The organism is Halopenitus persicus (assembly GCF_900107205.1).
GTDB lineage: Archaea > Halobacteriota > Halobacteria > Halobacteriales > Haloferacaceae > Halopenitus > Halopenitus persicus.
In genome coordinates this window covers 502,166-524,515 of the sequence record NZ_FNPC01000001.1, presented here as the reverse complement: position 1 = coordinate 524,515, position 22,350 = coordinate 502,166, and the positions used below count along the sequence as shown (strand labels likewise).

The window sequence follows — 22,350 nt, the reverse complement described above, 5'->3', positions numbered from 1 at the left end:
CGCCGGCGAACCGTCGATCCGCTTCGGCGGCGTGACTCGGCCGGTCGACGTACGCTCGACCTGACGGCGTACGCTCGACCTGACGACGTACGCTCGACCTGACCACTCGACCGATACCGCCGGTGGAACTTTCCCGTGCGAGCGCATCCCTCCGATCGGACACCCCGTCGATGACCACCTTCGCCGAGGTACGGTTCGCCCACGAGGACGGCGCGCTCGCGGACACCTTCGCGTCGGCCCCGGAACTGGACGTGCGCGTCCTGCCCGAGACGAGCACGGACCCCGAACGCGAGGTCTACGTGCTCAAGTTCGGTACGACGCCTCCCGACGTGGTCGCCGAGACCCTCGAGCGGGACCGGACGGTCGAGACGGTCCACCCGATGCCCGAGTTCGACCGGCGGAACCTCTGGGGGGTCACCTTCGCGGAGACCGCGGTCCTGCTCGCACCCCAGGTCACGCGCCACGGCGGGTTCGTGATCGACGCCCGGAGCGCCGCGCCGGGACCCGAACCGACGCCACGGGGCTGGCACGAGCAGTGGCTGCTCCCCGACCGGGAGGCCCTCCACGACGTCTGGCAGCACGCCCGCGAGGCGGGCTTTTCCTTCGAGGTCGTCGACGTCCGGCAGCTGCCGGGCGCCGACACGGAATATCCGGTCCGCGACGCGCTCACGGAGAAACAGCGCGAGGCGCTCGTCGTCGCCTACGAACTCGGCTACTTCGCGGACCCCCGTGAGGCCTCCCTGGCGGACGTCGCCGCCGAGCTCGGCTACTCCGCCTCGGCGGTCGGCGGCCGTCTCAAACGCGGGATCCGTGCCCTGATCGAACGGACCCTCCTCGTGGATCGGCCGGATCGACCACGCCAGTGATGCAGCGGGCTCGTCCTCGATTCGTTCTCGACTCGTCCTCGATTCGTTCTCGACTCGTTCTCGATTCGGTTTCGACGCGTTTTCGGGTCGTTTCGGGCAAACGTTTTATGCCGGATCGACGAAGGTGACGCATCCGACGATCCGTGATCACTGATACCACTGTGGTGGGTGGCCGGGGAAGGCGTAACCGACCCCCGTCGACCGAGCGGCGATCATCCGTTGACCGACGTCCGGCAACGGAACGGCACCTCCCCCCGACTCCTGCCCGACTGCTGCGCGACCGCCGCGCGGCAGTTCCGCGCGGGCGGTCGACGGGGAGCGCACAGCCACGCCGACACACACGATGATCGTCTCGACCAGCGTCTACGTCGCCCATCCCGACCTCGCGCTCTCGCCCACGATCCGGGCGCTCCCGGACGCGGAGATCGGCGTCGTCTCCGACACGGGAACCGACCCGGTTCACGACGGTCACGTCTTCTGGGTCGAAGCTCCCGACTTCACGGCGTTCGAGGAGGCGCTGGCGGCGGACCACACCGTCGCGTCCTTCACGTCGGTCACCGAGTCCGACCCGCGCCGCACCTACCGGATCGAGTACACCGACGCCGCGACGCTGATCACGCCGCCGGTCTCGGCCGCCGGCGGGCTCGTCCTCGAGTCACGGAGCCACCGCGACGGCTGGAAGCTGCGCCTGGAACTGCAGGACCACGAGACGATGGAGGAGCTGAGCGCCTTCGCCGACCGAAACGGGATCCGGTTCACCGTCCTCGAGCTCCGGCAGACCGAGGACCCGGCCGAGGAGTCGGCGTTCGGGCTGACCGAGCCACAGATCGAGGCGCTGGTCAACGCCTACCGCAACGGCTACTACGACGATCCCCGCGAGATCACCCTCGAGGGTCTCTCGGAGCTGCTCGGGATCTCGCGGACGGCCGTCAGCGGTCGCCTCCGTCGCGGATCGGCGCGACTGATCGAGGAGGTCCTCGTCGACGATGAGCCCCTCGACGAGGAGTGACTCCCGTACTTTCAATACCCGTCCGGCTCTAGGTTCCGATTGGACCATGAACATTGCTGATATCGCGGTGCCGGAATACGTCGAGGTCGACGTCGACGAGCGTCTCGCCAAGGTCCGCTCCCTCTTCGACCGGGAGAACCCGAAGGGCATCATCGTCACCGAGGACGGCGATTACGCGGGGGTCGTCGGGGAGAAACAGCTGATCCGCTCGCGGATGGGCGACGACACCAAGGTCTCGGCGGTGATGAAACCGGCGCCCGAGATCGCCCGCCGTGAGGACATCCGGGAGGCCGCCCGGCTGCTCATCGAGGGGAACGTCAAGATCGCGCCGGTGTACGACGGGGAGAAGCTGTACGGGATCATCACCGAGGACGGGATCCTCGAGGCCGTCATCGACAGCCTCGACGCCAACACCGTCGACCAGGTGTACACGGCCGACGTGGTCACCATCGGCGAGAAGGAACACGTCGGGCAGGCGATCAACCGGCTCCGGAAACACGGCATCTCGCGGCTCCCGGTGCTCAACGAGGCCGGGAGCCTCACCGGGGTCGTCACCACCAACGACATCGTCGACTTCGTCGTCCGCGACCAGGACCGACAGGGCAGCGGCGACCGCGCGGGCGACATCGACCGAATGCTTGATCTGCCGGTCTACGACCTGATGTCGAGCCCGGCGCTCACCGCGCGCCCCGACGAGACCACCAAGGCCGCCCTGGAGCGGATGTTCGACAACAACGTGGCGGGGCTCGTCGTCACGCCGGACGACGAGGGGTCGGTCACCGGGATCATCACCAAGACCGACATCCTCCGGTCGCTCACCTTCACCGAGGAGGAGTCGATGGACGTCCAGATCACCAACATCGAGCTCCTCGACACGATCTCCCGCGACCACGTCATCGAGTCGATCCAGGACGTGACGAACAAATACGAGAAGATGCAGGTGCTCCACGCCCACGTCCGGCTGCAGGAACACAAGGAGAAGCTCCGCGGCACCCCGCTCATCCAGTGTCAGATCCGGCTGCGCACGAGCAAGGGACAGGTCATCGGCACCGGCGAGGGCTACGGCGCCGAACACGGCTTCCACGTCGCGCTCGACAAGCTCGAGCGGAACGTCCTCGAACTCAAGGGCGTCAACGCCGACGAGGAGTACCGCGGCCAGCTGCTCCGGAAGCTCGGCGAGCTCTAGACGTCGCCGACGACGCTCGCTTTTTTGGCCGGTCCGTCCGCGACGTGGACGGCGTCGATCCCCCTCGATTCAAAAGGGGTCGGGCCCGCCCGACGGGCCCGCGGGCTCGATCCCCGATCCGGTGATCCGGAACGTCGCCTGGTCCCCGGTTTCCTTCGACCGGTGTTTCTCGAGGGTCGCCCGACGGTTCCCGCCGCGGAAGCGGTCGACGCGGAGCACCACGCCGGTCCAGTGTTCCAGGGTGTGTCCGCCCAGCGGCCGGGCGCGGTCGCTTTCGGGGTCGGTGAACACCTGGTTGGTGATCACGACCGCCAGGTCGTGGCGTCGCGCCAGCGAGAGGAGGTGGGTGACCTGGTCGGCGACCTGCCGGAGCGACTCGCCGCGCTCGGCGTCCCCGGTTCGTTCGAGCCGGTAGAAGCCGGTCGCGGAGTCGAGGACGATCAGGTCGACCTCCGTGGCGAACTCGGCGGCGTCCCGGACCGCCTCCTGCTGGTCGGCGAAGTCGTACGCCTCCGTGATGATCAGCCGGGAGGCGACCGACTCGACGTCGCCGTCGGTTTCCGCCGCGGCGATCTGGCGGAACCGATCGATGGAGAGGCCCTCCGTGTCGATGTACAGCACGCTTCCGCCCTCGGCGGCGACCTCGACGGCCGCCGACAGCGCCAGGTTCGTCTTGCCCGCCGCCGGCGGGCCGTAGATCTGCGTGACGACGCCGCGCTCGAACCCGCCGCCGAGCAGGTCGTCGATCGGGTCACAGCCGAGTGAAACGGGGTCGCTCACCCGCGGTGATACACCCGCCCCCGAGAAAAGCGGCGCGGATCGGCCACGGACTGGTCGTCGTCCGCGACCCGAGGTCCTCCGTTCGGGCTTGCACTTGTGACGGTTCCGACGGATCGGCACCCGTGACGTTTTGAGCCGGGGGCCACACCGGTCACCTATGGGCGGGCACGACGCGCGACCGGACGGGACCGAGCCGCGGAACCGAGCCCGGCGGTACTACGAGGCGATCGACGCCGGCGACTACGCGACGCTTCGGGAGCTGCTCGCGCCGTCGTTCGTTCACGACCGTCCGGATCGAACCCTGGAGGGGCGCGACCGCTTCGTCCGGTTTATGCGCGAGGAGCGACCCCGGACCGACACGCGCCATACGATCGACGGCGTGTACGCCAACGGCGAGGACGTGGCGGTTCGGGGACGGCTGCTCGACGACGCGGGCGCGGAGCTGTTCGCGTTCGTCGACGTCTTCGAGGCCGTCGACGACGGGACGGACGAGGACGTGGTCTTCGCCACTCTGCGGACGTATACGCGGTGACGTCGCGCCGGTTCGACGACCCCGGGTTTTTAACTCATCACGACGCCACCGGGAACTGTGCGACTCGTCCAGGTGATGATCCCGGCCGGCAAGCGCGCGGCGATCCTCGAGGCGCTCGACGACGAGGGGATCGACTACGTCGTGACCGACGAGACGAGCGGCCGCAAATACACGGGCGTCGTCTCGTTCCCCCTGCCGACGGCCGCGGTCGAGCCGGTCCTCGACCGGCTGCGCGAGGTCGGGATCGACGAGGAGACCTACACCGTCATCGTCGACGCCGAGACGGTGATCTCCCGGCGCTTCGAGCAGCTCGAGGAGCGGTACGCCGAGGAGTCCGAACACAGCCAGGACCGGATCGCCAAGGAGGAGCTCCAGACCAAGGCGACGGACCTCGTCTCGGGGATCCGGACGTACGTCCTGATGACGGTCATCTCGGCGGTCATCGCCACCGCCGGGCTGCTGCTCGACTCGCCCGCGACGGTCGTCGGATCGATGGTGATCGCGCCGCTCATCGGCCCGGCGATGTCGGCCGCCGTCGGGACCGTGGTCGACGACGACGAGCTGTTCGATCGCGGCGTCCGGCTCCAGGTGCTCGGCGTGGTCCTGGCGGTCGGGTCGGCGGCCGTCTTCGCGGCGGGGCTCCGGGCGCTCAACCTCGTCCCGCCCGGCCTCGATCCGCTCACGCTTGCGGAGGTCTCCGAGCGGCTCGCCCCGAACGTGCTCGTCCTCGCGGTGGCGCTCGGGGCCGGGATCGCGGGCGTCCTCTCGCTGATGACCGGCGTCTCCTCCGCGCTCGTCGGCGTGATGATCGCCGTCGCGTTGATCCCGCCCGCCGCGGCGGTCGGGATCGGGATCGCCTTCGGCATCCCGCGACTCGCGCTCGGGGCGGGCGTGCTCGTACTCGTCAACGTCCTCTCGATCAACCTCGCCGCGCTGGTCGTCCTGTGGTACGAGGGCTATCGCCCGGACTCGTGGTTCCGCGAGGCGGAGGCCAAGTCGGCGCTGTTCAAGCGTGCGGCGCTGCTGGTCGCGGCGATCGCGGTGCTGTCGGTCTTCCTCGGCGGCGTCACCTACGACACCTACGTCGCGTCGACGACCGAACAGGACGTTCGCGAGGCCGTCGAGGCCGAACTCGAGCTCGCGGAGGCCCAGCTGGACCTCATCGAGCTCGAGATGCAACGAACCGGTCGGATACCGCCCCTCCGGACCGAACGCGTGGTGATCACGGTCGGGGCCGAGCCGGGAGCGACCGTCTCCGGGCTCGCGGATCGGCTCGACGCCCGGATCCAGCCGGTCGTCGAGGGGCCGGTCGCGGTCGAGGTCCGCGTCCTGACCGTCGACCGCTCGGGGTGACCCGCCCGTAACGGCGAACTGCTCGCTCGATCCGGCCCGACTCCGACGCGGCCGACACGGCCGACGCACGCGGTAGCTGACGCGGGCGGTGGCCGAGGCGAGCAGCGGATGCCCAACAACGATGGCACAAGCGGCTCTTTGTGCCATCGCTGCCTTAAGGGCCGTCCCCGTCCCAGGGACGCGTATGGACAGACGACTCATCGGCGCGCTGGTGGTCATCGCCGCGGTCCTCCTGGCCGGCTGTGCCGGCGTTTCCGGGGACCCCGCCGCCACCGGGGCGACCGACGCGGCACCCGACCGAACCGTGGAAGTGACCGCCGACGGCGAGGCGACCGCCGAGCCCGACCGGGCGACGATCACCGTCGCCGTCGAGGCGCGCGGGAACTCCTCGCAGGCGGTCCGCGAGGAGATCGCGGCCGACGAGTCCGAACTCCGGTCGGCGCTCGCGGACTGGGGCATCCCCGACGACCGGATCCGAACGACGCGATACGACATCCGCGAACGCCATCCGAGACCGGAGGCGGAACGTGAGGGTGCAGAGCCCGAGTACGTCGGGGTTCATCAGTACGAGATCGAGCTCCACGACGTCGACGCCGTCGGCGAAGTCATCGACGTCGCGGTCGACGCGGGCGCGGACCGCGTGCAGCGCGTTCAGTTCGGGCTGAGCGAGGAGCGCGAGGCGGAGCTGCGCACGACGGCCTTCGAGAACGCCGTCGAGAACGCGGACGGCCGCGCCCGGATGCTCGCGAACAACACCGGGCTCGAGATCGTCGACGTCTACACGATCTCGACGATGGACGACCACGTCTCGCCGTACCGCGCGGAGCCGATGGCGGTCACCGAGGACGCCGCGGGGAACGGCGGCGCGACGACCTCGATCGAGACCGGCGACGTGAGCGTCGACGTGCAGGTGCACGTGGTCTTCGAGGCCGAGACGACCGATTGAGGATCGAGGCCGGGACGACCGTTCGAGATTCGAGACGAACATCTTCGGGAAGGTGAATAGGGGCGTGGAGAACCAACATCCCGATATGCAGACGACAACCGAGGCCGCGGGGCAGGACGCGCCGGCGGAGCGCTCGACGGAGACGACGGTGACGGTTCGCTGTACGGGCCACGTCCGGACCGCGCTCGACCGGTCGGAGTTCGAGTACCGGTTCGAGGGCGACACGCTGCGGGAGTTCCTCGACGCCCTCTTCGCGGACTACCCCGAGCTGCAGGACCTCCTCATCGCCGAGTCCGAGGACGAGTCGACCGCGCACGGCTGGGCGCCCACGCCCGAGGAGCTGCCGGGCACGTGGCGCAAGAACCCCGTTGGCGAGCAGACGGTCGCGTACGCCCGCGTGCTCGTGAACGGCCGGTTCAACGAGAACCAGGAGGGGTTCGATACGGAACTCGACGACGGCGACCGGGTCGCGCTGGTTTACCCGTTCATCTTCTGCTGTTAGCAGTTGTTAGCGTGGTCCGGGCGGTGCACTACCGTCCCAGATCGGCGTGCGCCGACGAGAGGTGTCGCGACCCGAGCGCGGCCAGCAGCGACAGCTCGCCGGCGAGCGCCCCGACGGCGATCGCCTCCGCGAGCGCGTCGGCGTTGCTGCCCGCCGGGTTGCCGCCGCCGCGGACGCCGAGGATCTCGAGGCCCTCGGCCTGGGTCGGGAGCTTCGTGCCGCCGCCGACGGTGCCGACCTCCAGGCTCGCGATCGAGACGGAGACGTAGAGGTCGCCGTCGTCGGTCACCTCGGCGGTCGTGATCGCGTTGGATCCCTCGACGACCTGCGCCGCGTCCTGGCCGGTTGCGAGGAACATCGCGGCGACGACGTTCGCGACGTGCGCGTTGAACCCGAGGGAGCCGGCCTTCGCCGACCCGACCAGGTTCTTCCGGGTGTTTATCTCGGCGACCGCCTCGGGGGCGGTGTGGAGCCGGTCCGCGACCACGGCCGCGGGGATCGTCACGTCGGCGGTCACCGAGCGTCCACGTCCCTCGATCGCGTTGATCGCGGCCGGCTTCTTGTCGGTACAGAGGTTCCCGGAGAGCGCGACCAGCGAGGCGTCCGTCTCCGCCTCGATCAGCTCGCAGGCCTCGCCGGTGGCGATGGTGGCCATGTTCATCCCCATCGCGTCCTTCGTGTCGTAGCGGAACCGGAGGTAGACGTTGTTGCCGACCACGTAGGGCGTGACGTCGGTCACCTCCCCGTGACTGGTCGTCGACTCGGCCGCCTCGCGGAGCCGGTCCGCGTTGTCGCGCGTCCACGCCGCGAGCGCCTCCGACTCGACGATCCCGTCGGTTTTGAACGCCGGCGCGCGGGTCATCCCGGTCTTCGTCACGCGCGCGGTCGCGCCCCCGGCCGCATCGAGCACGCCACAGCCGCGGTTGACCGACGCGACGAGCGCGCCCTCGGTGGTCGCGAGCGGGAGATAGCGCTCGCCCGAGAGCGCCCCGCCCGAGACGGTCACGGGGCCCGCGACGCCGAGGGGGATCTGGACCGCGCCGATCATGTTCTCGACGTTCGGCTCCGCGGCGGCGGCCTCGAAGGCGTACGCGCCGGTCGTCTCCAGGTCGGCTCCCGACGCCTCGGCGACGAGCAGCCGTCGTGCCGCGGCCGCCGCGTCCGCGTCGGCGTGGTCCTCGAGTTCGTGCAGGCGGATCTCGCCCTCGCGGACGCGCGCCGCGAGCTCCTCGGCGGATGACATACGCGGGTGTGCTCGCGGCGCGGGCTAAGGCGTGTCGGTTCGACACCCCGACGCGGAATCGGCATTCCGACTCGAAGCCCGAACCGGCATTCCGACTCGGAGCCCGAACCGTTAACCCGATTCGCGCCGGTCGAACGGGTATGACCGACGCCGCGGACCTCGTCCTGCTGGACGGGGAGATCCACACGCTCACGGACCCGGACGAGACGCACGAGGCGCTCGCGGTTCGGGACGGCGAGATCGTCCGTCTCGGGTCGAGCTACGACGTCGAGTTCCTCGTCGGGACCGGGACGACCGTCATCGACCTCGACGGACGCGTCCTCCTGCCGGGATTCATCGACGCGCACACGCACGTGACGACCGCCGGCCGGAAGCTCGTGCACGCCGATCTGTCGGCCGCGACGGGGCCGGCCGACGCCGTCGACCGGCTGCAGGCGCGCGCCGACGAGCTGGACGAGACCAAGGAGTCGGCCGATGCGGAGACGTCGGTCGATGCGGAGACGTCGGCCGATACGGAGGAACACGTCGACGCGACGGAGGATACAGCCGGCGACTCCTGGGTCATCGGTTACGGCTACGACGAATCGACCTGGAGCGAGGACCGGTACCTCACCCGCGAGGATCTCGACGGCGTAGAGACGGACCGGCCGGTGGTCGCGTTCCGGGAGGATATGCACGTCGCCTCGGTCGACTCGGCCGTCCTGGACCGGTTCGCCGGATCGATCCCCGACGACTGCCTGCGGACCGACGCCGGCGAGCCGACGGGCGTGGTCGTCGAGGAGGGGATCGACCCCATCCGGGACGCCACCGACCCGGACCTCGCCGAGACGCGCGAGCTCGTCACGGCAGCCCTCGCGGCGGCCGCCGAGAGGGGGATCACCGGCGTTCACGACATGGTTCGCCGCTCGCACGCGCCCCGCGTCTACCGGGAGCTCGACGCGGCCGACGAGCTGCCGGTCCGCGTCCGGATCAACTACTGGAGCGACCACCTCGACGCGCTCGTGGAGACCGGGCTCCCGACGAACGCCGGGACCGACTTCGTTCGGGTCGGCGCGATCAAGTCGTTCACCGACGGCAGCTTCGGGGGGCGCACGGCGAAGCTCTCCGAGCCCTACGCCGACGCGCCCGGCGAGACCGGCCAGTGGGTCGTCGAGCCGGACGAGCTGGCCGCCCTCGCGGCCGATGCCGCCGGAGCGGGCTACCAGGTCGCCGCCCACGCGATCGGCGACGAGGCGATCGACGCGGTCCTCGACGCCTACGAGGAGGTGGCGGAGGCGAGTGATGCCGATGCCGGCGCGGGTGCCGCGACCGCCGGCGAGGCGCGGCATCGCGTCGAACACGTCGAGCTGGCGACCGACGAGGCGATCGACCGGATCGCCGCGGGCGACGTCGTCGCCTCCGTCCAGCCGAACTTCCGCAAGTGGGCGGTCGACGGCGGCCTCTACGAACGCCGGCTCGGCGACCGAACCGCGAGGACGAACCGGTTCCGCGACCTGCTCGACGCCGGCGCGGCCCTCGCGTTCGGTTCCGACGGAATGCCGATGGACCCCCTCGTCGGGCTCCACTGGGCGGTCAACGACCCCGCCGGGGACCAGGACCTCTCGGTCACCGAAGCCCTGCGTGCCTACACCCGTGGCGCCGCCGCCGCCGGCTTCGACGAGGACCGACTGGGCACGATCGAGGTCGGGAAGCGGGCCGACCTCGTCGCGCTCGGCGACTCGCCGTGGGAGCGTCCAGACTCGCTCCGTGACGTCGACGTCGACCTGACGGTCGTCGACGGCGGGGTCATTTATAAGGATCTCTGACCTCCGATCGAGCGTATTTATCGGAATCCGACCGCAGTCGCGGATTATTTATCAGTATATTCGACGGCAAGCGACCGTCTCGAGTCATCCGTTCCGTGAGCCATCTCACCATACGCCGTGAGAATCGGGACCGATGATCGAGATCGACGGCCATCAATGCCTCTGATCAATATAAGGTGTTTCAGGGTTTGAATTATATGTATCGAACGTTCTATTCGTAATATGCGACCAAAAACTGACGTCGAAACCGAATCGGTATACGAATGTTTCGACTGTCTCGCTCGAACGGTCGACCCCGAGACCCCGACCTGTGACGACTGCGGCGGCGACCTGTGGCACATCGGCCGATCGCGCGACATGTGAGTCGTCGACCGCCACACTCCGGCTGCCGACCGTCACATCCGTTTTTTCGTTCTTGATCGCGAGTGATCTCCATCTCGAATGGAGGCCTTCACGCCGGGGCCGCGTCGCCGACGACACGCTTAAGACGATGTACAGATATGTACACTACAAGACGAACCTATACATCGGTGTCCACAATGAACATCACAACCATCATCGAACGCGTGACCGAGGGCGAGGACCTGACCGTCGAGGAGGCCCGGGAGGCGGCCCGCATCGTCTTCGAGGAGGCCACGGAGGCACAGATCGGGGCGCTGCTGGCCGCGCTTCGGACGAAGGGCGAGACCGAGACGGAGATCGCGGGGTTCGCGACGGGGATGCGCGACGCGGCACGGACGATCGACCCGGACCGGGAGTACCTCGTCGACACCTGCGGCACCGGCGGCGACGACTACGACACGATCAACGTCTCCACCACCGCGGCCATCGTCGCGGCCGGGGCCGGTGCCGCCGTGGCCAAGCACGGCAACTACTCGGTCTCGTCCTCCTCGGGGAGCGCCGACGTGCTCGAGGTGGCCGGCGCCGACGTCGAGGCCGAGCCGCCGGCGGTCGAGGCGGCGATCGACGAGGACGGCATCGGCTTCATGCTCGCGCCGGTGTTCCACCCCGCGATGAAGGCCGTGATCGGCCCGCGCAAGGAGCTCGGCGTCCGGACGGTCTTCAACGTGCTCGGACCGCTCACGAACCCGGCCGGGGCGGAGGGACAGGTCCTCGGCGTCTACGACGCCGAACTCGTCCCGCAGATCGCCCGGTCGCTCGCACACATGCCCGTCGAGCACGCGCTGGTCGTCCACGGGTCCGGGATGGACGAGATCGCGCTCCACGACGAGACGGTCGTCGCGGAGGTCGAGGGCGAGGACGTCACCGAGTACACGATCGAGCCGGCCGACCTCGGCCTCGAGCGCGCGCCGATCGAGGCCGTCACGGGCGGCGGCCCGGAGGAGAACGCGGCCGACCTCCGCGGGATCGTCACGGGCGACGTGACTGGACCGAAGCGCGATCTGATCCTCGCGAACGCGGGCGCGGCCGTCTACGTCGCGGGGCTGGCCGACTCCCTCGAGGCGGGCGTCGACGCCGCCGCCGAGGCGATCGACTCCGGCGCCGCCGCCGAGAAGTTCGCTGCACTGTGCGGCGATACGGCCGAGTCGGAACGCGAGGACGCCGACGTCGGTGCCGAGGCGGACGACTGATGGCCCGCGCGAAGGTCTGCGGGCTCACGCGCGGCGCCGACGTCCGCGCGGCGATCGAGGCCGGCGCGGACGCGGTCGGAGCCATCACCGAGGTTCCGGTCGACACGCCCCGCGAGGTCGACCCGGCGACCGCGGCCGACCTGCTGGCCGGCGTGCCGCCGTTCGTGACCGCCACGCTCGTGACGATGCCCGACTCGCCGGAGCGGGCGGTCGAGCTCGTCCGGACCGTCGGCCCCGACGCGCTGCAGCTCCACGGCGAGTGGACCGCCGAGGAGATCGGCTACGTCCGCGCGGAGACGGGCGTGAAGGTCCTGCTCACCGTCGACGCCGACGACCACGCCCGCGCCGAGCGAGCCGACGAGGCGGTCGACGCGCTCGTCGTCGACTCGACGACCGAGGAGGGCGCGGGCGGGACCGGACGAACCCACGATTGGGAGGCGACGGGACGGCTGGCCGCCCGGCTCACCTCGCCGGTCGTGCTCGCGGGCGGGCTCACTCCCGAGAACGTCGCCGAGGCCGTCGAGACCGCCGATCCCTACGCCGTCGACGTCGCCTCCGGCGTGGAGCTGACCGGCGGTCGGAAGGACCACAACGCGCTCGCCCGGTTCGTCCGCAACGCCGGCCGGGAGGTGACGCTCGCGTGACGTCCCGCTCGGAACCCGCCGATCGGCTCGCCGATCCGCCTGCGGACCTCGATCCGTCGCTGTCCAGGGAGGCGTTCGTCGATCACGTCGCCGACGCCGATGGCCCGGCCGTGGTCCGGATCGCGGTCGAGCTCGACGTCGACGTCTCGCCGCTGACCGCCTCCGCCGCGCTGGCCGACCGGAGCGACCACGGCTTCCTGCTGGAGTCGGCCGAGAAGGTCGCCTCGAGCGACCCGGACGGCGCCTTCGCGCCCGGCACCGACGCCGACCGCCACGCGCGGTACTCGTTCGTGGGGTACGACCCCGAGGCGGTCCTCTCGGTGTACCCCGACCGGACCGACCTGACGCGGCTCGGCCCCGCGGCCGACCTGCTCGCGGAGCCTGCGGACGCTGATGTGAGCTCGAACGGCGACGGGATCGGCCCGGACGCCGGCGACGTTCTTGACCGCGTTCGCGGCGCGTTTCCGAACGTGGAGCGTCGCGGGTTCCCGGAGACGGACCGCCAGACGCTCTCGGGCGGGTTCGTCGGGTTCCTGGCGTACGATGCCGTCTACGATCTCTGGCTCGAGGAGGTCGGCGTCGACCGTCCCGAGCCGGTCGGTCCCGACGCCGAGTTCTGCCTCACGACGCGGACGCTCGTCTTCGACGAGGTCGCCGGCACCGTCGACCTCGTCCTCACGCCGGTCGTCACTCCCGACGACGACCCGGGTGCGGTCTACGACGACCGGCTCGCGGAGGCCGCCGGCGTCCGCGCGGACCTCCGGGATGCCGCGGATCCGGAGCCCGGCGGATTCACCGGACTCGCCGAGACGGCAGATCCCCAGGCGGCCTACGAGGCGGCCGTCCGGACCACCAAGGAGCGCGTCCTCGACGGCGAGGTCTATCAGGGCGTCATCTCCCGGACGCGGGAGCTGTACGGCGACGTCGACCCGATGGGCCTGTACGACGCGCTGCGGGAGATCAACCCCTCGCCGTACATGTACCTCCTGCGTCACGGCGACCGGTCGATCGTCGGCGCGAGTCCGGAGACGCTCGTGTCGGTTCAGGGGGATCGGGTCGTCTCGAACCCGATCGCCGGAACCTGCTCCCGCGGGGAGAGCCCGGTCGAGGACCGGCGGCTCGCCGGCGAGATGCTCGCCGACGAGAAGGAGCGCGCCGAACACACGATGCTCGTCGACCTCGCGCGCAACGACGTCCGTCGCGTCTCGGCGCCGGGATCCGTGCGCGTCGAGGAGTTCATGAACGTCCTCAAGTACAGCCACGTCCAGCACATCGAGTCGACCGTGACCGGGACGCTTGCCGCCGACGCGGACGCCTTCGACGCGACGCGGGCAACGTTCCCCGCGGGCACGCTCACCGGGGCGCCGAAGGTGCGCGCGATGGAGATCATCGACGAGCTCGAGCGGTCGCCCCGCGGCGTCTACGGCGGCGGCGTCGGCTACTACTCCTGGACCGGCGACGCGGACTTCGCGATCGTCATCCGGACGGCGACGATCGACCACGGCGTCCCGATGGACGCGGTGCCCGAGGTCGAGCCCGATGCGGCACCCTCGGAGAACGGGACGACCGACCGGGGGGCGACCGACCGGGGGACGACCGACCGGATCACGATCCAGGCCGGCGCGGGTCTGGTCGCGGACTCGGTGCCCGAGGCGGAATACGAGGAGACCGAACAGAAGATGGACGGAGTGCGCGCCGCGGTCGAGACGATCCGGGAGACGGGAGGTGACGCGGACCGATGACGACCCGGGTCACCTTCGTGGACAACTACGACTCGTTCACGTACAACCTCGTGGAGTACGTCTCCGAACAGCCGCTTCCGGGCGGCGTCGAGACGACCGTCCTGAAGAACCGGGCAACGCTTGCGGACGTCCGGGAGACCGACCCGGACGCGATCGTGATCAGCCCCGGCCCGGGGCATCCGAAGAACGACCGGGACGTCGGCGTCACGACCGACGTGCTCCGGGAACTGTCCCCGACCGTTCCGACGCTGGGCGTCTGTCTCGGGCTCGAGGCCGCAGTCCACGAATACGGCGGCTCGGTCGGGCACGCGCCCGAGCCGGTTCACGGCAAGGCCTTCCCGATCGACCACGACGGGGAGGGCGTCTTCGCCGGCCTCGATCAGGGATTCCGCGCGGGGCGATACCACTCGCTGATCGCGACCGACGTTCCCGACTGCTTCGCGGTCTCGGCGACGACCGACCACGACGGGACGGCGCTCGTGATGGGGATCCGACACCGTGCGCACCCGATCGAGTGCGTCCAGTTCCATCCCGAGAGCGTCCTCACGGGCGTCGGCCACGACGTCGTTCGGAACTTCCTGACGGAGGTGGCCGCGGCTGGTTCGGCGGACTCGACGGATCGGGCAGGTTCAACGGATTCGACGGATTCGGCGGAGCCGGTGGAATCGACTGACTCGACGGTCCCGATGGAGCGGTAGTCGCCTCACGACCTCGACCCGGTGCGCTCGACCCCGAACGGCGGCTACAGGAGTCCCGACGTCGACAGCAACAACAGCAGCGCGACGACGACCGCGGCGATCGTGACGAGTTTCCAGGCGATCGCGAGCACGACCCGGCCGATCACGATCACGATCGCGACCGCGACGAGCGCGATCAGCACCTGTCCCAGCGGGGTGGACACGAACCCCGGCTGCAGGGGGAGCGTCCCGACCGTCGCCGCGAGGTCAGCGGTGACGGCCGTGGTCTCCGGGACGGGAAGAATGCCGTTCATACCGTCCCGGAGGGGCACCGACGGCATAAGTCTGTGGCCCATCGACTCGCCCCGTCCGACATTTATAAGAAGGTAGTCAAATCGCCGTCGGATCCGCGCCGTTCGGCCCGTTTCGGGGCGCTTCATCGTCGACGTGTATCCGCGTCGTGGAACCGTCCCGCACCTCGAACACCCCTTCGATTCGACTGTACGACCCGCCGACTGCTGCCGATTCACGGAGCCCAGGATTCACTTTCGCTCCGGAGGGAGCATCCTTATGTGGATCGCCGAACGACTACGAAGACGTACGTGCGCGGGGCGGTTCCGCGCCGACGAATACTACTCACGTATCCGACACGATCGCCCACGTGGACCGGGAAGGGAAGATACAAGGGTCCACCACGACAGTCCCATATCACGATAGATGCACGAGACAGCACACGATCGAGGGGGCGTCATCCCGCGATGAGCGGGAGCGATCTCTCCGCCGACGAGCTCGAACTGCCGATCAAACGAACCACGGGCGAGACGCTCGAGGACCGACTCACGGCCAACGCGTATCACAACATTCTGCCCGCCCGCTACCTCCGGAAGGACGCCGACGGGAACCAGATCGAGACCCAGGAGGAGCTGTTCGTCCGCGTCGCGAAGAACGTCGCGCTCGCGGAGGCGGTCTACGAGGCCGAGAAACGGGACGTCGAGATCACGGTCACGCCCGACCAGATCAAGCCCGACCACCCGCGCCGTGACGAGCTCGCGGCCGAGGTCTTCGGCGCGGGCGTCACCGCCGGCGACGATGCGGAGACGACGCTCACCGCCCACAACGTCAACAAGTTCGCCTACGAGACGATCGTTCCCGAGCTACCGGACGGGATCCGCGACCACGTCGAGGAGACGGCCGCGACGTTCCGCGAGGGGATGGAGTCGCTGTCCTTCATGCCGAACTCGCCGACGCTGATGAACGCCGGCGACGAGCTCCAGCAGCTGTCGGCCTGTTTCGTCGACTCGCCCGCCGACGACATCACCGACATCCACCAGACCGCCAAGGAGGCCGCGGAGGTCTTCCAGAGCGGCGGCGGAATGGGGTATGCGTTTTGGAAACTCCGCCCGTACGGTGATTCAGTTGGATCGACCGGCGGCATCGCCTCCGGACCGATCACCTTTATGCGCACATACGACCAGATGTGCGAAACGATCGCCCAGGGCGGCGCGCGGCGCGGCGCCCAGATGGGCGTGATGCGCGTCTCCCACCCGGACGTCATCCAGTTCATCCACGCCAAGAACAAGGACGTCTCCCTGGCGCACTCGCTGCGGCTCAACGACCCGGACGACTACACCCACACCTCCTTCAAGGACGCCCTCGACGAGGCCCGCGAGCTGATCGACGACGAGGGGCGCGTCCCCAAACACCTCCGGAACGCCGTCGAGGGCCACCTCTCGAACTTCAACATCTCCGTGGGCGTCACCGACGACTTCATGGAGGCGCTGTACAACGACGAGGAGTTCGTCTTCACGAACCCCCGCACCGAGGAGCCCCACATCGCGACCGAGGAGACGAAGGAGCTCTACGACATGTTCGACCTCGGCCACCACGTCGAGGTCGGCGAGGAGCTGTCGGTTCCGGCCGACGAGATCTGGGAGCACATGGTCGAGGGCGCCCACGAGAACGGCGAACCCGGCGTCATCTACCTCGAGCGGGTCAACAAGCAGCACTCCTTCGACGTCGAGGAGCATCCCGACCACCGAATCCTTGCAACGAATCCCTGCGGAGAACAGCCGCTCGAGGAGTACGAGGCCTGTAACCTCGGCCACATCAACCTCTCGACGCTGGCGGATCTGGACGCGCCCGACTGGCGCGTCTGGAGCGAGGAGCACGCCGACGAGTACGACTCGACGGAAGCGGCCGTCGACGCCTTCCTCGAGGAGGCGATCGACTTCGAGGAGTTCGACCAGCGCATCGACTACGGCACGCGCTTCCTCGAGAACGTGGTCACGATGTCGGACTTCCCGGTCCCGGAGATCGAGCAGAAGGTCCGGGATATGCGGAAGATCGGCCTCGGCGTGATGGGGCTGGCCCAGCTGTACATCCAGCTCGGCGTCCGGTACGGCTCCGAGACCGGCAACGAGATCGCCGGCCAGCTGATGACCCACATCAACCACGTCTCGAAGGAGACCTCCCACGAGCTGGCCGAGGAGCGCGGCTCCTTCAACGACTGGGCCGACTCGAAGTACGCGGACCCGACGGAGTACCGCGAGTGGTTCGAGCACCACACGGGGCTCGACGCCGACGACTGGGCGGACGGCTACCCGATCCGCAACCACAACACGACGACGATCGCGCCGACCGGCACGACCTCGATGGTCGGCAACACGACCGGCGGCTGCGAGCCCATCTACAACGTCGCCTACTACAAGAACGTCTCCGACGACGTGCAGGGCGACGAGATGCTCGTCGAGTTCGACGACTACTTCCTGCGGACCCTGGAGGCCAACGACATCGACGTCGACGCGGTCAAACGCGAGGCACAGGAACAGATGGCGGAAAACGAGTTCGACGGCGTCGAGGGGCTCGAGACGGTTCCGGACCCGATCGGCGAGCTGTTCGTCGTCACCGGCGATCTGTCGGGCAAACAGCACGCGGCGGTGCAGTGTGCCTGCCAGCGCGGCGTCGACTCGGCAATCTCGAAGACCTGCAACTTCCCCAACTCGGCGTCGGCCGAGGACATGGACGAGGTCTACCGCTACATCTACGACCACGGCGGGAAGGGCGTCACCGTCTACCGCGACGGCACGCGCTCGAAGCAGGTGCTGACGACCCGCGCGAAGAACGCGGAGTTCGCCGACGAGTCCGAGGCGGCCGAGACGATCGTCGAGCAGATCGAGGAGGTCTTCGGCGGCGTCGAGGCGTTCCTCGACAACGAGGACGTCCGGGCGCAGCTCGACGCGGAGATCGACGAGCTGCTCGCGGCCACCGAGCGGCCGACGGTCAACTACGCGGAGACGCGTCCCCGTCCCGACTCGCTGAACGGCGTGACCCAGCGGATCGAGACGGGCTACGGCAAGCTCTACGTGACGATCAACGAGGACGAAAACGGCGGTCCCTTCGAGCTGTTCGCCAACATCGGCCACTCGGGCGGCTACACGAACTCCTTCACGGAGGCGCTCGCGAAGGTCATCTCGACGGCCCTGCGCTCCGGCGTCGATCCGAACGAGATCGTCGACGAGCTGCAGGGCACCCGCAGCCCGAAGGTCGCCTGGGACAAAGGCGAGCAGATCCAGTCGATCCCGGACGCCATCGGCACGGCGCTGCGTCGCTACCTCGACGACGAGATCGACAAGGGGATCCCCCAACAGCAGTCCCTGAGCGAGCTCGAGGAGAACGGCGCCGGGGACGTGCCCGCCACCGGCGCGGAGCAGACTGACGGCGGCGGAGTCGCCGCCGACGCGGCGGCCGGCGAGTCCGGTCCGGCGCCGGGGGCCGACGGCGCGGCCGCCGAGCCCGACCAGGACGCCACGCAGGACCTCATCGCCGCCGGCGAGTCGCCGGAGTGTCCGGAGTGTGGCGGCCTCAGCCTCTACTTCTCGGAGGGCTGCAAGACGTGCGAGTCCTGCGGTTGGTCCGAGTGCTGACGCTGCAGGGATAACGGCGCCGACGTTCGTTTTTCGGTTCGTTTCGGCTTCGTGGGTCGGTTCGCTTTCGTTGCCGCCGGCCGGTCCTCACCGCGAGAGGTACGACACGATCCGACAGTTCCGCCAGCTGTGGCCGTGCGCGGTTCGGGTCGGCGCGTCGACGTCGAAGGAGTCGACGGCGGCGTAGAAGGCGGTCTCCGGGTCGTCGTGTCGCCGGAAGAGCCACCAGGTGCGCGCGAGCAGGCGGAGCCGCCGCGCGAGCGAGAGCTCGGGCGTTTGTGAGAGCGTGTCGTATCCCAGCTCGCGGATCAGCCGGTGGTGGTCCGCATAGAGGACGGCCGCCAGCAGGACCGCGAGCTGGCAGTCCTCGGGCAGGTACCGGATCCCCGCCACGCCCTCCGCGTAGAGGTCCTCCGTGCGGGCAAGCTCCGCCCGGATCGCGGCGGCGACCGACTCGTCGAAGCGCAGCTCGCGGACCTGTTCGACCGAGGCGCCGTGCTCGCGGAGCGTCTCGGCGGGGAGATAGACCCGGTCGCGCTCGCGGACGTCCTCGCCGACGTCACGCAGGAAGTTGCTCATCTGGAACGCCTCGCCGAGCTTCGTGGCGTGGGGGAGCGCTCGCTCCGGGCTCTCGACGTCCATCACCGCGGTCATCATCCGGCCGACCGCCGCGGCCGAACCGTCCATGTACGCCTCGAGGTCGGCGTACGTCTCGTAGCGCGACCGGTCGACGTCGCTGGCCATCGCCTGGAGGAACGCCGCCACGTCCGCCCCGGCGATCCCGGTCTCGGCCCTGAGGTCCCGGAACGCCGCGAGCACCTCGTCGTCGGGACCCTCTCCCGGCGGCTCCTCGCCGAGGACGACCCGGCGGATCCGTTCGAGCTCCGCTCGTTGCTCGGCCGGCGGGGCGGCGTCGGCCGCGTCCACGATCTCGTCGGCGACGCGGAAGAACCCGTAGAGGACGTACGTGGGATGCCGGATCCGCTCGGGCAGGAGACGCGTGGCGACGTGGAAGGTCGCCCCCGTTCGCCGCTGGATCCGCTTGCCGCGGGCGACCCGGTCGTCGGCGATCATCGGCCACCCCTCGGCGCGTCGCGATCGGCCGTCACGGAGCGATCGGACGTGGATGTGCGGGTTCCCATACCATCGGATCACACGGGACGTAGACCCATAATTGTTCGTGCGGTTTCGCTCCGTGACGGCGCTGCCGCCCGCCGATCACCTCGGTTATACCTCGCCTACCGGACAGATCGTGTGTCCCCGACGAGCCGGGTCGTCGGCTTCGTCAATAGAAGGTGTCGCTGCAGTCGTAGATCACGCCGTGAGCCGGACAGACGTACTTGCAGTGGCGGTGGACCATCGGCTCCGCACACAGCGGACAGGGTCGCCCCCCGGTCCCGTCGACCGTGTCATCAGTCGGGAGCGACTCTCCGGACTGCCCCGACTCGCTCGCCTGCTCCGACTCGGTTGACTGCCCCGACTCGCTCGTCTGCCCCGACATACCGGGGAGTAGCCGCCGTCCGCCCTTAACTCCGATCGATCTCGGGATCTCGCTCCCCCTCATCGTGGGGTGCGTCCCGCGAACCGCCGGCGTGTCTCCACGTCCCGCGCTCGCGGGGATCGAAGACGCGCGCGTCGAACCGGCCGGCGCGGACGAGTCCGACGCCGAAGGCCGCGGCCACCGCGGCCGGCAGAAGGGCTCCGAACCGGAGGCCGATCACGCCCCAGAGGATCACGAAGCTCACCATATCGTCGAGCATGAACGGACACGATTCGAGCCGGGCGAGCAGCCGGTCGCGGTCGAAGGCCCGATCGAGCGCGAGGACGGCGACGGTCGCCGAGAGCACCCAGCCGAGATAGTTCGAGAGCGGGACGCCGTAAAAGGCGCCGCCGGCGTCGTAACGCCAGAACCCCAGCGCGACCGCGCCGGGGTCCAACACGACGTCCATCGCGACCACGGCCGCGATCACGGTCAGCAGGCGGACGGCCGGGTGGTCGGCTCGCGGGCCCAACAGCAACAGACTTAGCAGGTAGGCGTTCACCACGAGCGGGATGAAGAAGACCGGAAGCGCGAGCGGGACGCCGCCGAGCATCGGCCCGAGGTCGACCCCGTAGGTGAACGCGCCGTAGGGCCAGCCGGTGGCCACGCCGACCGCCTCGATCGCGTAGGTGTAGGCCACGAGCACGCCAAGCCACCCGGCTGCTCGTCGGTCGACGAGCGGCAACACGCCGGCGACCAGCGGGGAGCGCATCACCAGCACGCCGACCAGCAGGAACCACGGGTTGAACGCCAGCGGGTCCGGCAGCCACCCCGCCGCGCTCGCGACGAGCGAGACCGCGCCGACGACGGGGAACACCACCGCGATCGTGAACCGGTTTCCGGCGACGATCCGGTCGAACGCGGCCTCGACGCCAGCGCGCGTTCGCGGAAGGCGGCTCGCCGTCAGCCCCGCGGGTCCGTCCGTGCCCTCACGCGACACCCGCGATCACCTCGATGAGGGCCCACGTTTCGATGAGGGCCCGAACCTCGGCGGGGGCCACGATCCGACTGAGCCCCCCGATCGTGAGGGCCGCGCCGACGACGGTGTTGAGCGCCGGGAACCACCAGTAGGCCCGGTCGACCGCCACGTCGGTCAGGGCGATGCCCGTGACGAAGACCGGGTAGACGCCCACCAGCGCCCCGAGACGGACGTCGACCAGCGAGAACGCGGCCGCCGCGAGCGTCCAGCAGCCGACACAGTAGCCGTAGGCACGCCGCTCGCCGAGCGCGGTCGCGGTCGTCCGGATCCCCGCTTCCCGGTCGGGTTCGATGTCGGGGATCGCCGAGAACGTGTGCATCGCCATCGCCCATATCCAGGCGCCGGCGAGGGCGGCCGCGGGCGGGTGGGCTCCCGACGCCGCGACGTAGGCGGCCGCGCCCGGCAGGACGTAGAGTCCGTTCGAGGCGGAGTCGAGCAGCGGCGTCGTCTTGAACCGGGTCGGCGGCGCGCTGTAGCCGACCGCGAGGAGGAAGAACCCGACCAGGTACGGCCACGCGATCGGCGGCGTCACGGCCACCGTCACGAGGCCCAGGAGGCCGGTAGCGATGATCGCAGCGGCGACGACTCGGTCGCCGCGCCACCGTGCCTCGCGCGCCTGTTGGGTCGCCTCGTTTTCCGTTTCGACCGCCTCGCCTCCTGTTTCGACCGCCTCGCCTCCTGTTTCGACCGCCTCGCCTCCTGTTTCCACCGCCTCGCTTTCCGTTTCGGTCCGTCCTCCAGCCTTCTTCGGGTTCTCGGCGTCGATATCGGCGTCGAACCGGTCGTTGACGCCGTACAGCAGGACGTTTGCCGGCACGAGGAAGTAGCCGAACAGGACGAGCGCGGTCGGAGCGACCAGCTCCGGGGCGGAACCGCCGCCGTAGACCGTGCCCACGACGACCGGGCCGGCCAGGTAGAACCAGAATCGGGGGCGTGACAGCACCAACAGGTACCGGAGCCGGTCACGAACGGTCGGTTCCGTCCGAGTTCCGCCCCCGTCGCCGCCGGTCGTGCCGTCCATCCCGTCCGTC

At 69.6% G+C, this 22,350-nt stretch carries 19 protein-coding genes and 2 pseudogenes; 14 read left to right on the top strand and 7 right to left on the bottom strand.

The features are described 5' to 3' along the window. Positions 1 to 170 precede the first annotated feature (170 nt). The 3 genes from BLV25_RS02650 to BLV25_RS02640 all read left to right on the top strand — a co-directional run bounded on the left by BLV25_RS02650 (position 171) and on the right by BLV25_RS02640 (position 3,061). Positions 171 to 866, top strand: coding sequence for a helix-turn-helix domain-containing protein (locus tag BLV25_RS02650; RefSeq protein WP_092730768.1), 696 nt, complete (start codon positions 171 to 173; stop codon positions 864 to 866). A 343-nt stretch (positions 867 to 1,209) separates the two neighbouring features. Next, the gene (locus BLV25_RS02645; RefSeq protein ID WP_021074975.1) at positions 1,210 to 1,875 is read left to right on the top strand and encodes a helix-turn-helix domain-containing protein; all 666 of its coding nucleotides are present in this window, start codon (positions 1,210 to 1,212) and stop codon (positions 1,873 to 1,875) included. Between the two features lie 46 nt (positions 1,876 to 1,921). Continuing rightward, the gene (locus BLV25_RS02640) at positions 1,922 to 3,061 is read left to right on the top strand and encodes a CBS domain-containing protein (protein ID WP_021074974.1); all 1,140 of its coding nucleotides are present in this window, start codon (positions 1,922 to 1,924) and stop codon (positions 3,059 to 3,061) included. 69 nt (positions 3,062 to 3,130) lie between these two features. Here BLV25_RS02640 and radB read toward each other — a convergent pair whose 3' ends face one another. Then, on the bottom strand, positions 3,131 to 3,841 hold the full coding sequence (gene radB, locus BLV25_RS02635; RefSeq protein WP_021074973.1) for a DNA repair and recombination protein RadB: 711 nt from the start codon (positions 3,839 to 3,841) through the stop codon (positions 3,131 to 3,133). Between the two features lie 157 nt (positions 3,842 to 3,998). On the opposite strand from radB, the gene BLV25_RS02630 reads away from it, so the two are divergent. The 4 genes from BLV25_RS02630 (at position 3,999) to BLV25_RS02615 (ending at position 7,174) form a co-directional block, all read left to right on the top strand. After that, entirely contained in the window at positions 3,999 to 4,373 is a 375-nt protein-coding gene (locus BLV25_RS02630) for a nuclear transport factor 2 family protein (RefSeq protein ID WP_021074972.1), read from the top strand. Positions 4,374 to 4,430: 57 nt separating this feature from the next. After that, positions 4,431 to 5,726, top strand: a complete 1,296-nt coding sequence (locus BLV25_RS02625) for a TIGR00341 family protein (RefSeq protein WP_321166976.1) — start codon at positions 4,431 to 4,433, stop codon at positions 5,724 to 5,726. A gap of 184 nt (positions 5,727 to 5,910) precedes the next feature. Then, complete coding sequence (locus tag BLV25_RS02620) at positions 5,911 to 6,672, top strand: SIMPL domain-containing protein (protein ID WP_092730628.1); 762 nt, start codon at positions 5,911 to 5,913, stop codon at positions 6,670 to 6,672. Between the two features lie 85 nt (positions 6,673 to 6,757). After that, positions 6,758 to 7,174, top strand: coding sequence for a MoaD/ThiS family protein (locus BLV25_RS02615; protein WP_021074969.1), 417 nt, complete (start codon positions 6,758 to 6,760; stop codon positions 7,172 to 7,174). Between the two features lie 28 nt (positions 7,175 to 7,202). Here BLV25_RS02615 and hmgA read toward each other — a convergent pair whose 3' ends face one another. Beyond that, complete coding sequence (hmgA, locus tag BLV25_RS02610) at positions 7,203 to 8,417, bottom strand: hydroxymethylglutaryl-CoA reductase (NADPH) (protein ID WP_021074968.1); 1,215 nt, start codon at positions 8,415 to 8,417, stop codon at positions 7,203 to 7,205. A 140-nt stretch (positions 8,418 to 8,557) separates the two neighbouring features. Here hmgA and BLV25_RS02605 point away from each other — a divergent pair, with 140 nt between their 5' ends. The 6 genes and pseudogenes from BLV25_RS02605 to trpG form a co-directional block, all read left to right on the top strand. Continuing rightward, positions 8,558 to 10,222: an amidohydrolase gene (locus tag BLV25_RS02605; RefSeq protein ID WP_092730626.1), complete on the top strand. Its 1,665-nt coding sequence runs from the start codon at positions 8,558 to 8,560 to the stop codon at positions 10,220 to 10,222. A 222-nt stretch (positions 10,223 to 10,444) separates the two neighbouring features. Continuing rightward, complete coding sequence (locus BLV25_RS16645) at positions 10,445 to 10,585, top strand: rubrerythrin-like domain-containing protein (protein ID WP_021074966.1); 141 nt, start codon at positions 10,445 to 10,447, stop codon at positions 10,583 to 10,585. Between the two features lie 176 nt (positions 10,586 to 10,761). Next, on the top strand, positions 10,762 to 11,814 hold the full coding sequence (gene trpD, locus BLV25_RS02600; RefSeq protein ID WP_092730624.1) for an anthranilate phosphoribosyltransferase: 1,053 nt from the start codon (positions 10,762 to 10,764) through the stop codon (positions 11,812 to 11,814). Beyond that, positions 11,814 to 12,458, top strand: a complete 645-nt coding sequence (locus BLV25_RS02595) for a phosphoribosylanthranilate isomerase (RefSeq protein WP_021074964.1) — start codon at positions 11,814 to 11,816, stop codon at positions 12,456 to 12,458. Before trpD ends, BLV25_RS02595 begins: the two co-directional genes overlap by 1 nt. Next, the gene (gene trpE / locus BLV25_RS02590; protein ID WP_092730622.1) at positions 12,455 to 14,200 is read left to right on the top strand and encodes an anthranilate synthase component I; all 1,746 of its coding nucleotides are present in this window, start codon (positions 12,455 to 12,457) and stop codon (positions 14,198 to 14,200) included. Before BLV25_RS02595 ends, trpE begins: the two co-directional genes overlap by 4 nt. Continuing rightward, positions 14,197 to 14,793, top strand: a pseudogene (trpG, locus tag BLV25_RS02585) (anthranilate synthase component II); the annotation flags it as partial. The gene trpE and the pseudogene trpG, both read left to right, overlap by 4 nt. Before the next feature lie 149 nt (positions 14,794 to 14,942). Here trpG and BLV25_RS02580 read toward each other — a convergent pair. Continuing rightward, positions 14,943 to 15,191 carry a hypothetical protein gene (locus BLV25_RS02580; RefSeq protein WP_021074961.1) on the bottom strand — a complete coding sequence of 83 codons (249 nt, stop codon included), beginning with the start codon at positions 15,189 to 15,191 and terminating at the stop codon, positions 14,943 to 14,945. A 444-nt stretch (positions 15,192 to 15,635) separates the two neighbouring features. On the opposite strand from BLV25_RS02580, the gene BLV25_RS02575 reads away from it, so the two are divergent. Continuing rightward, complete coding sequence (locus BLV25_RS02575; RefSeq protein ID WP_092730618.1) at positions 15,636 to 18,800, top strand: adenosylcobalamin-dependent ribonucleoside-diphosphate reductase; 3,165 nt, start codon at positions 15,636 to 15,638, stop codon at positions 18,798 to 18,800. Between the two features lie 87 nt (positions 18,801 to 18,887). On the opposite strand, the gene BLV25_RS02570 is transcribed toward BLV25_RS02575, so the two are convergent. The 4 genes and pseudogenes from BLV25_RS02570 to BLV25_RS02555 all read right to left on the bottom strand — a co-directional run bounded on the left by BLV25_RS02570 (position 18,888) and on the right by BLV25_RS02555 (position 22,340). Further along, complete coding sequence (locus BLV25_RS02570; protein WP_092730764.1) at positions 18,888 to 19,874, bottom strand: phytoene/squalene synthase family protein; 987 nt, start codon at positions 19,872 to 19,874, stop codon at positions 18,888 to 18,890. A 211-nt stretch (positions 19,875 to 20,085) separates the two neighbouring features. Beyond that, positions 20,086 to 20,175 (bottom strand): HVO_2523 family zinc finger protein, encoded by a 90-nt coding sequence (locus tag BLV25_RS18085; protein WP_303645821.1) that lies wholly within the window; start codon positions 20,173 to 20,175, stop codon positions 20,086 to 20,088. Between the two features lie 247 nt (positions 20,176 to 20,422). Further along, positions 20,423 to 21,280 (bottom strand): annotated as a pseudogene (gene cruF / locus BLV25_RS02560) (bisanhydrobacterioruberin hydratase); the annotation flags it as partial. Beyond that, the gene (locus BLV25_RS02555) at positions 21,270 to 22,340 is read right to left on the bottom strand and encodes a prenyltransferase (protein WP_256335639.1); all 1,071 of its coding nucleotides are present in this window, start codon (positions 22,338 to 22,340) and stop codon (positions 21,270 to 21,272) included. The pseudogene cruF and the gene BLV25_RS02555, both read right to left, overlap by 11 nt. Positions 22,341 to 22,350 lie beyond the last annotated feature (10 nt).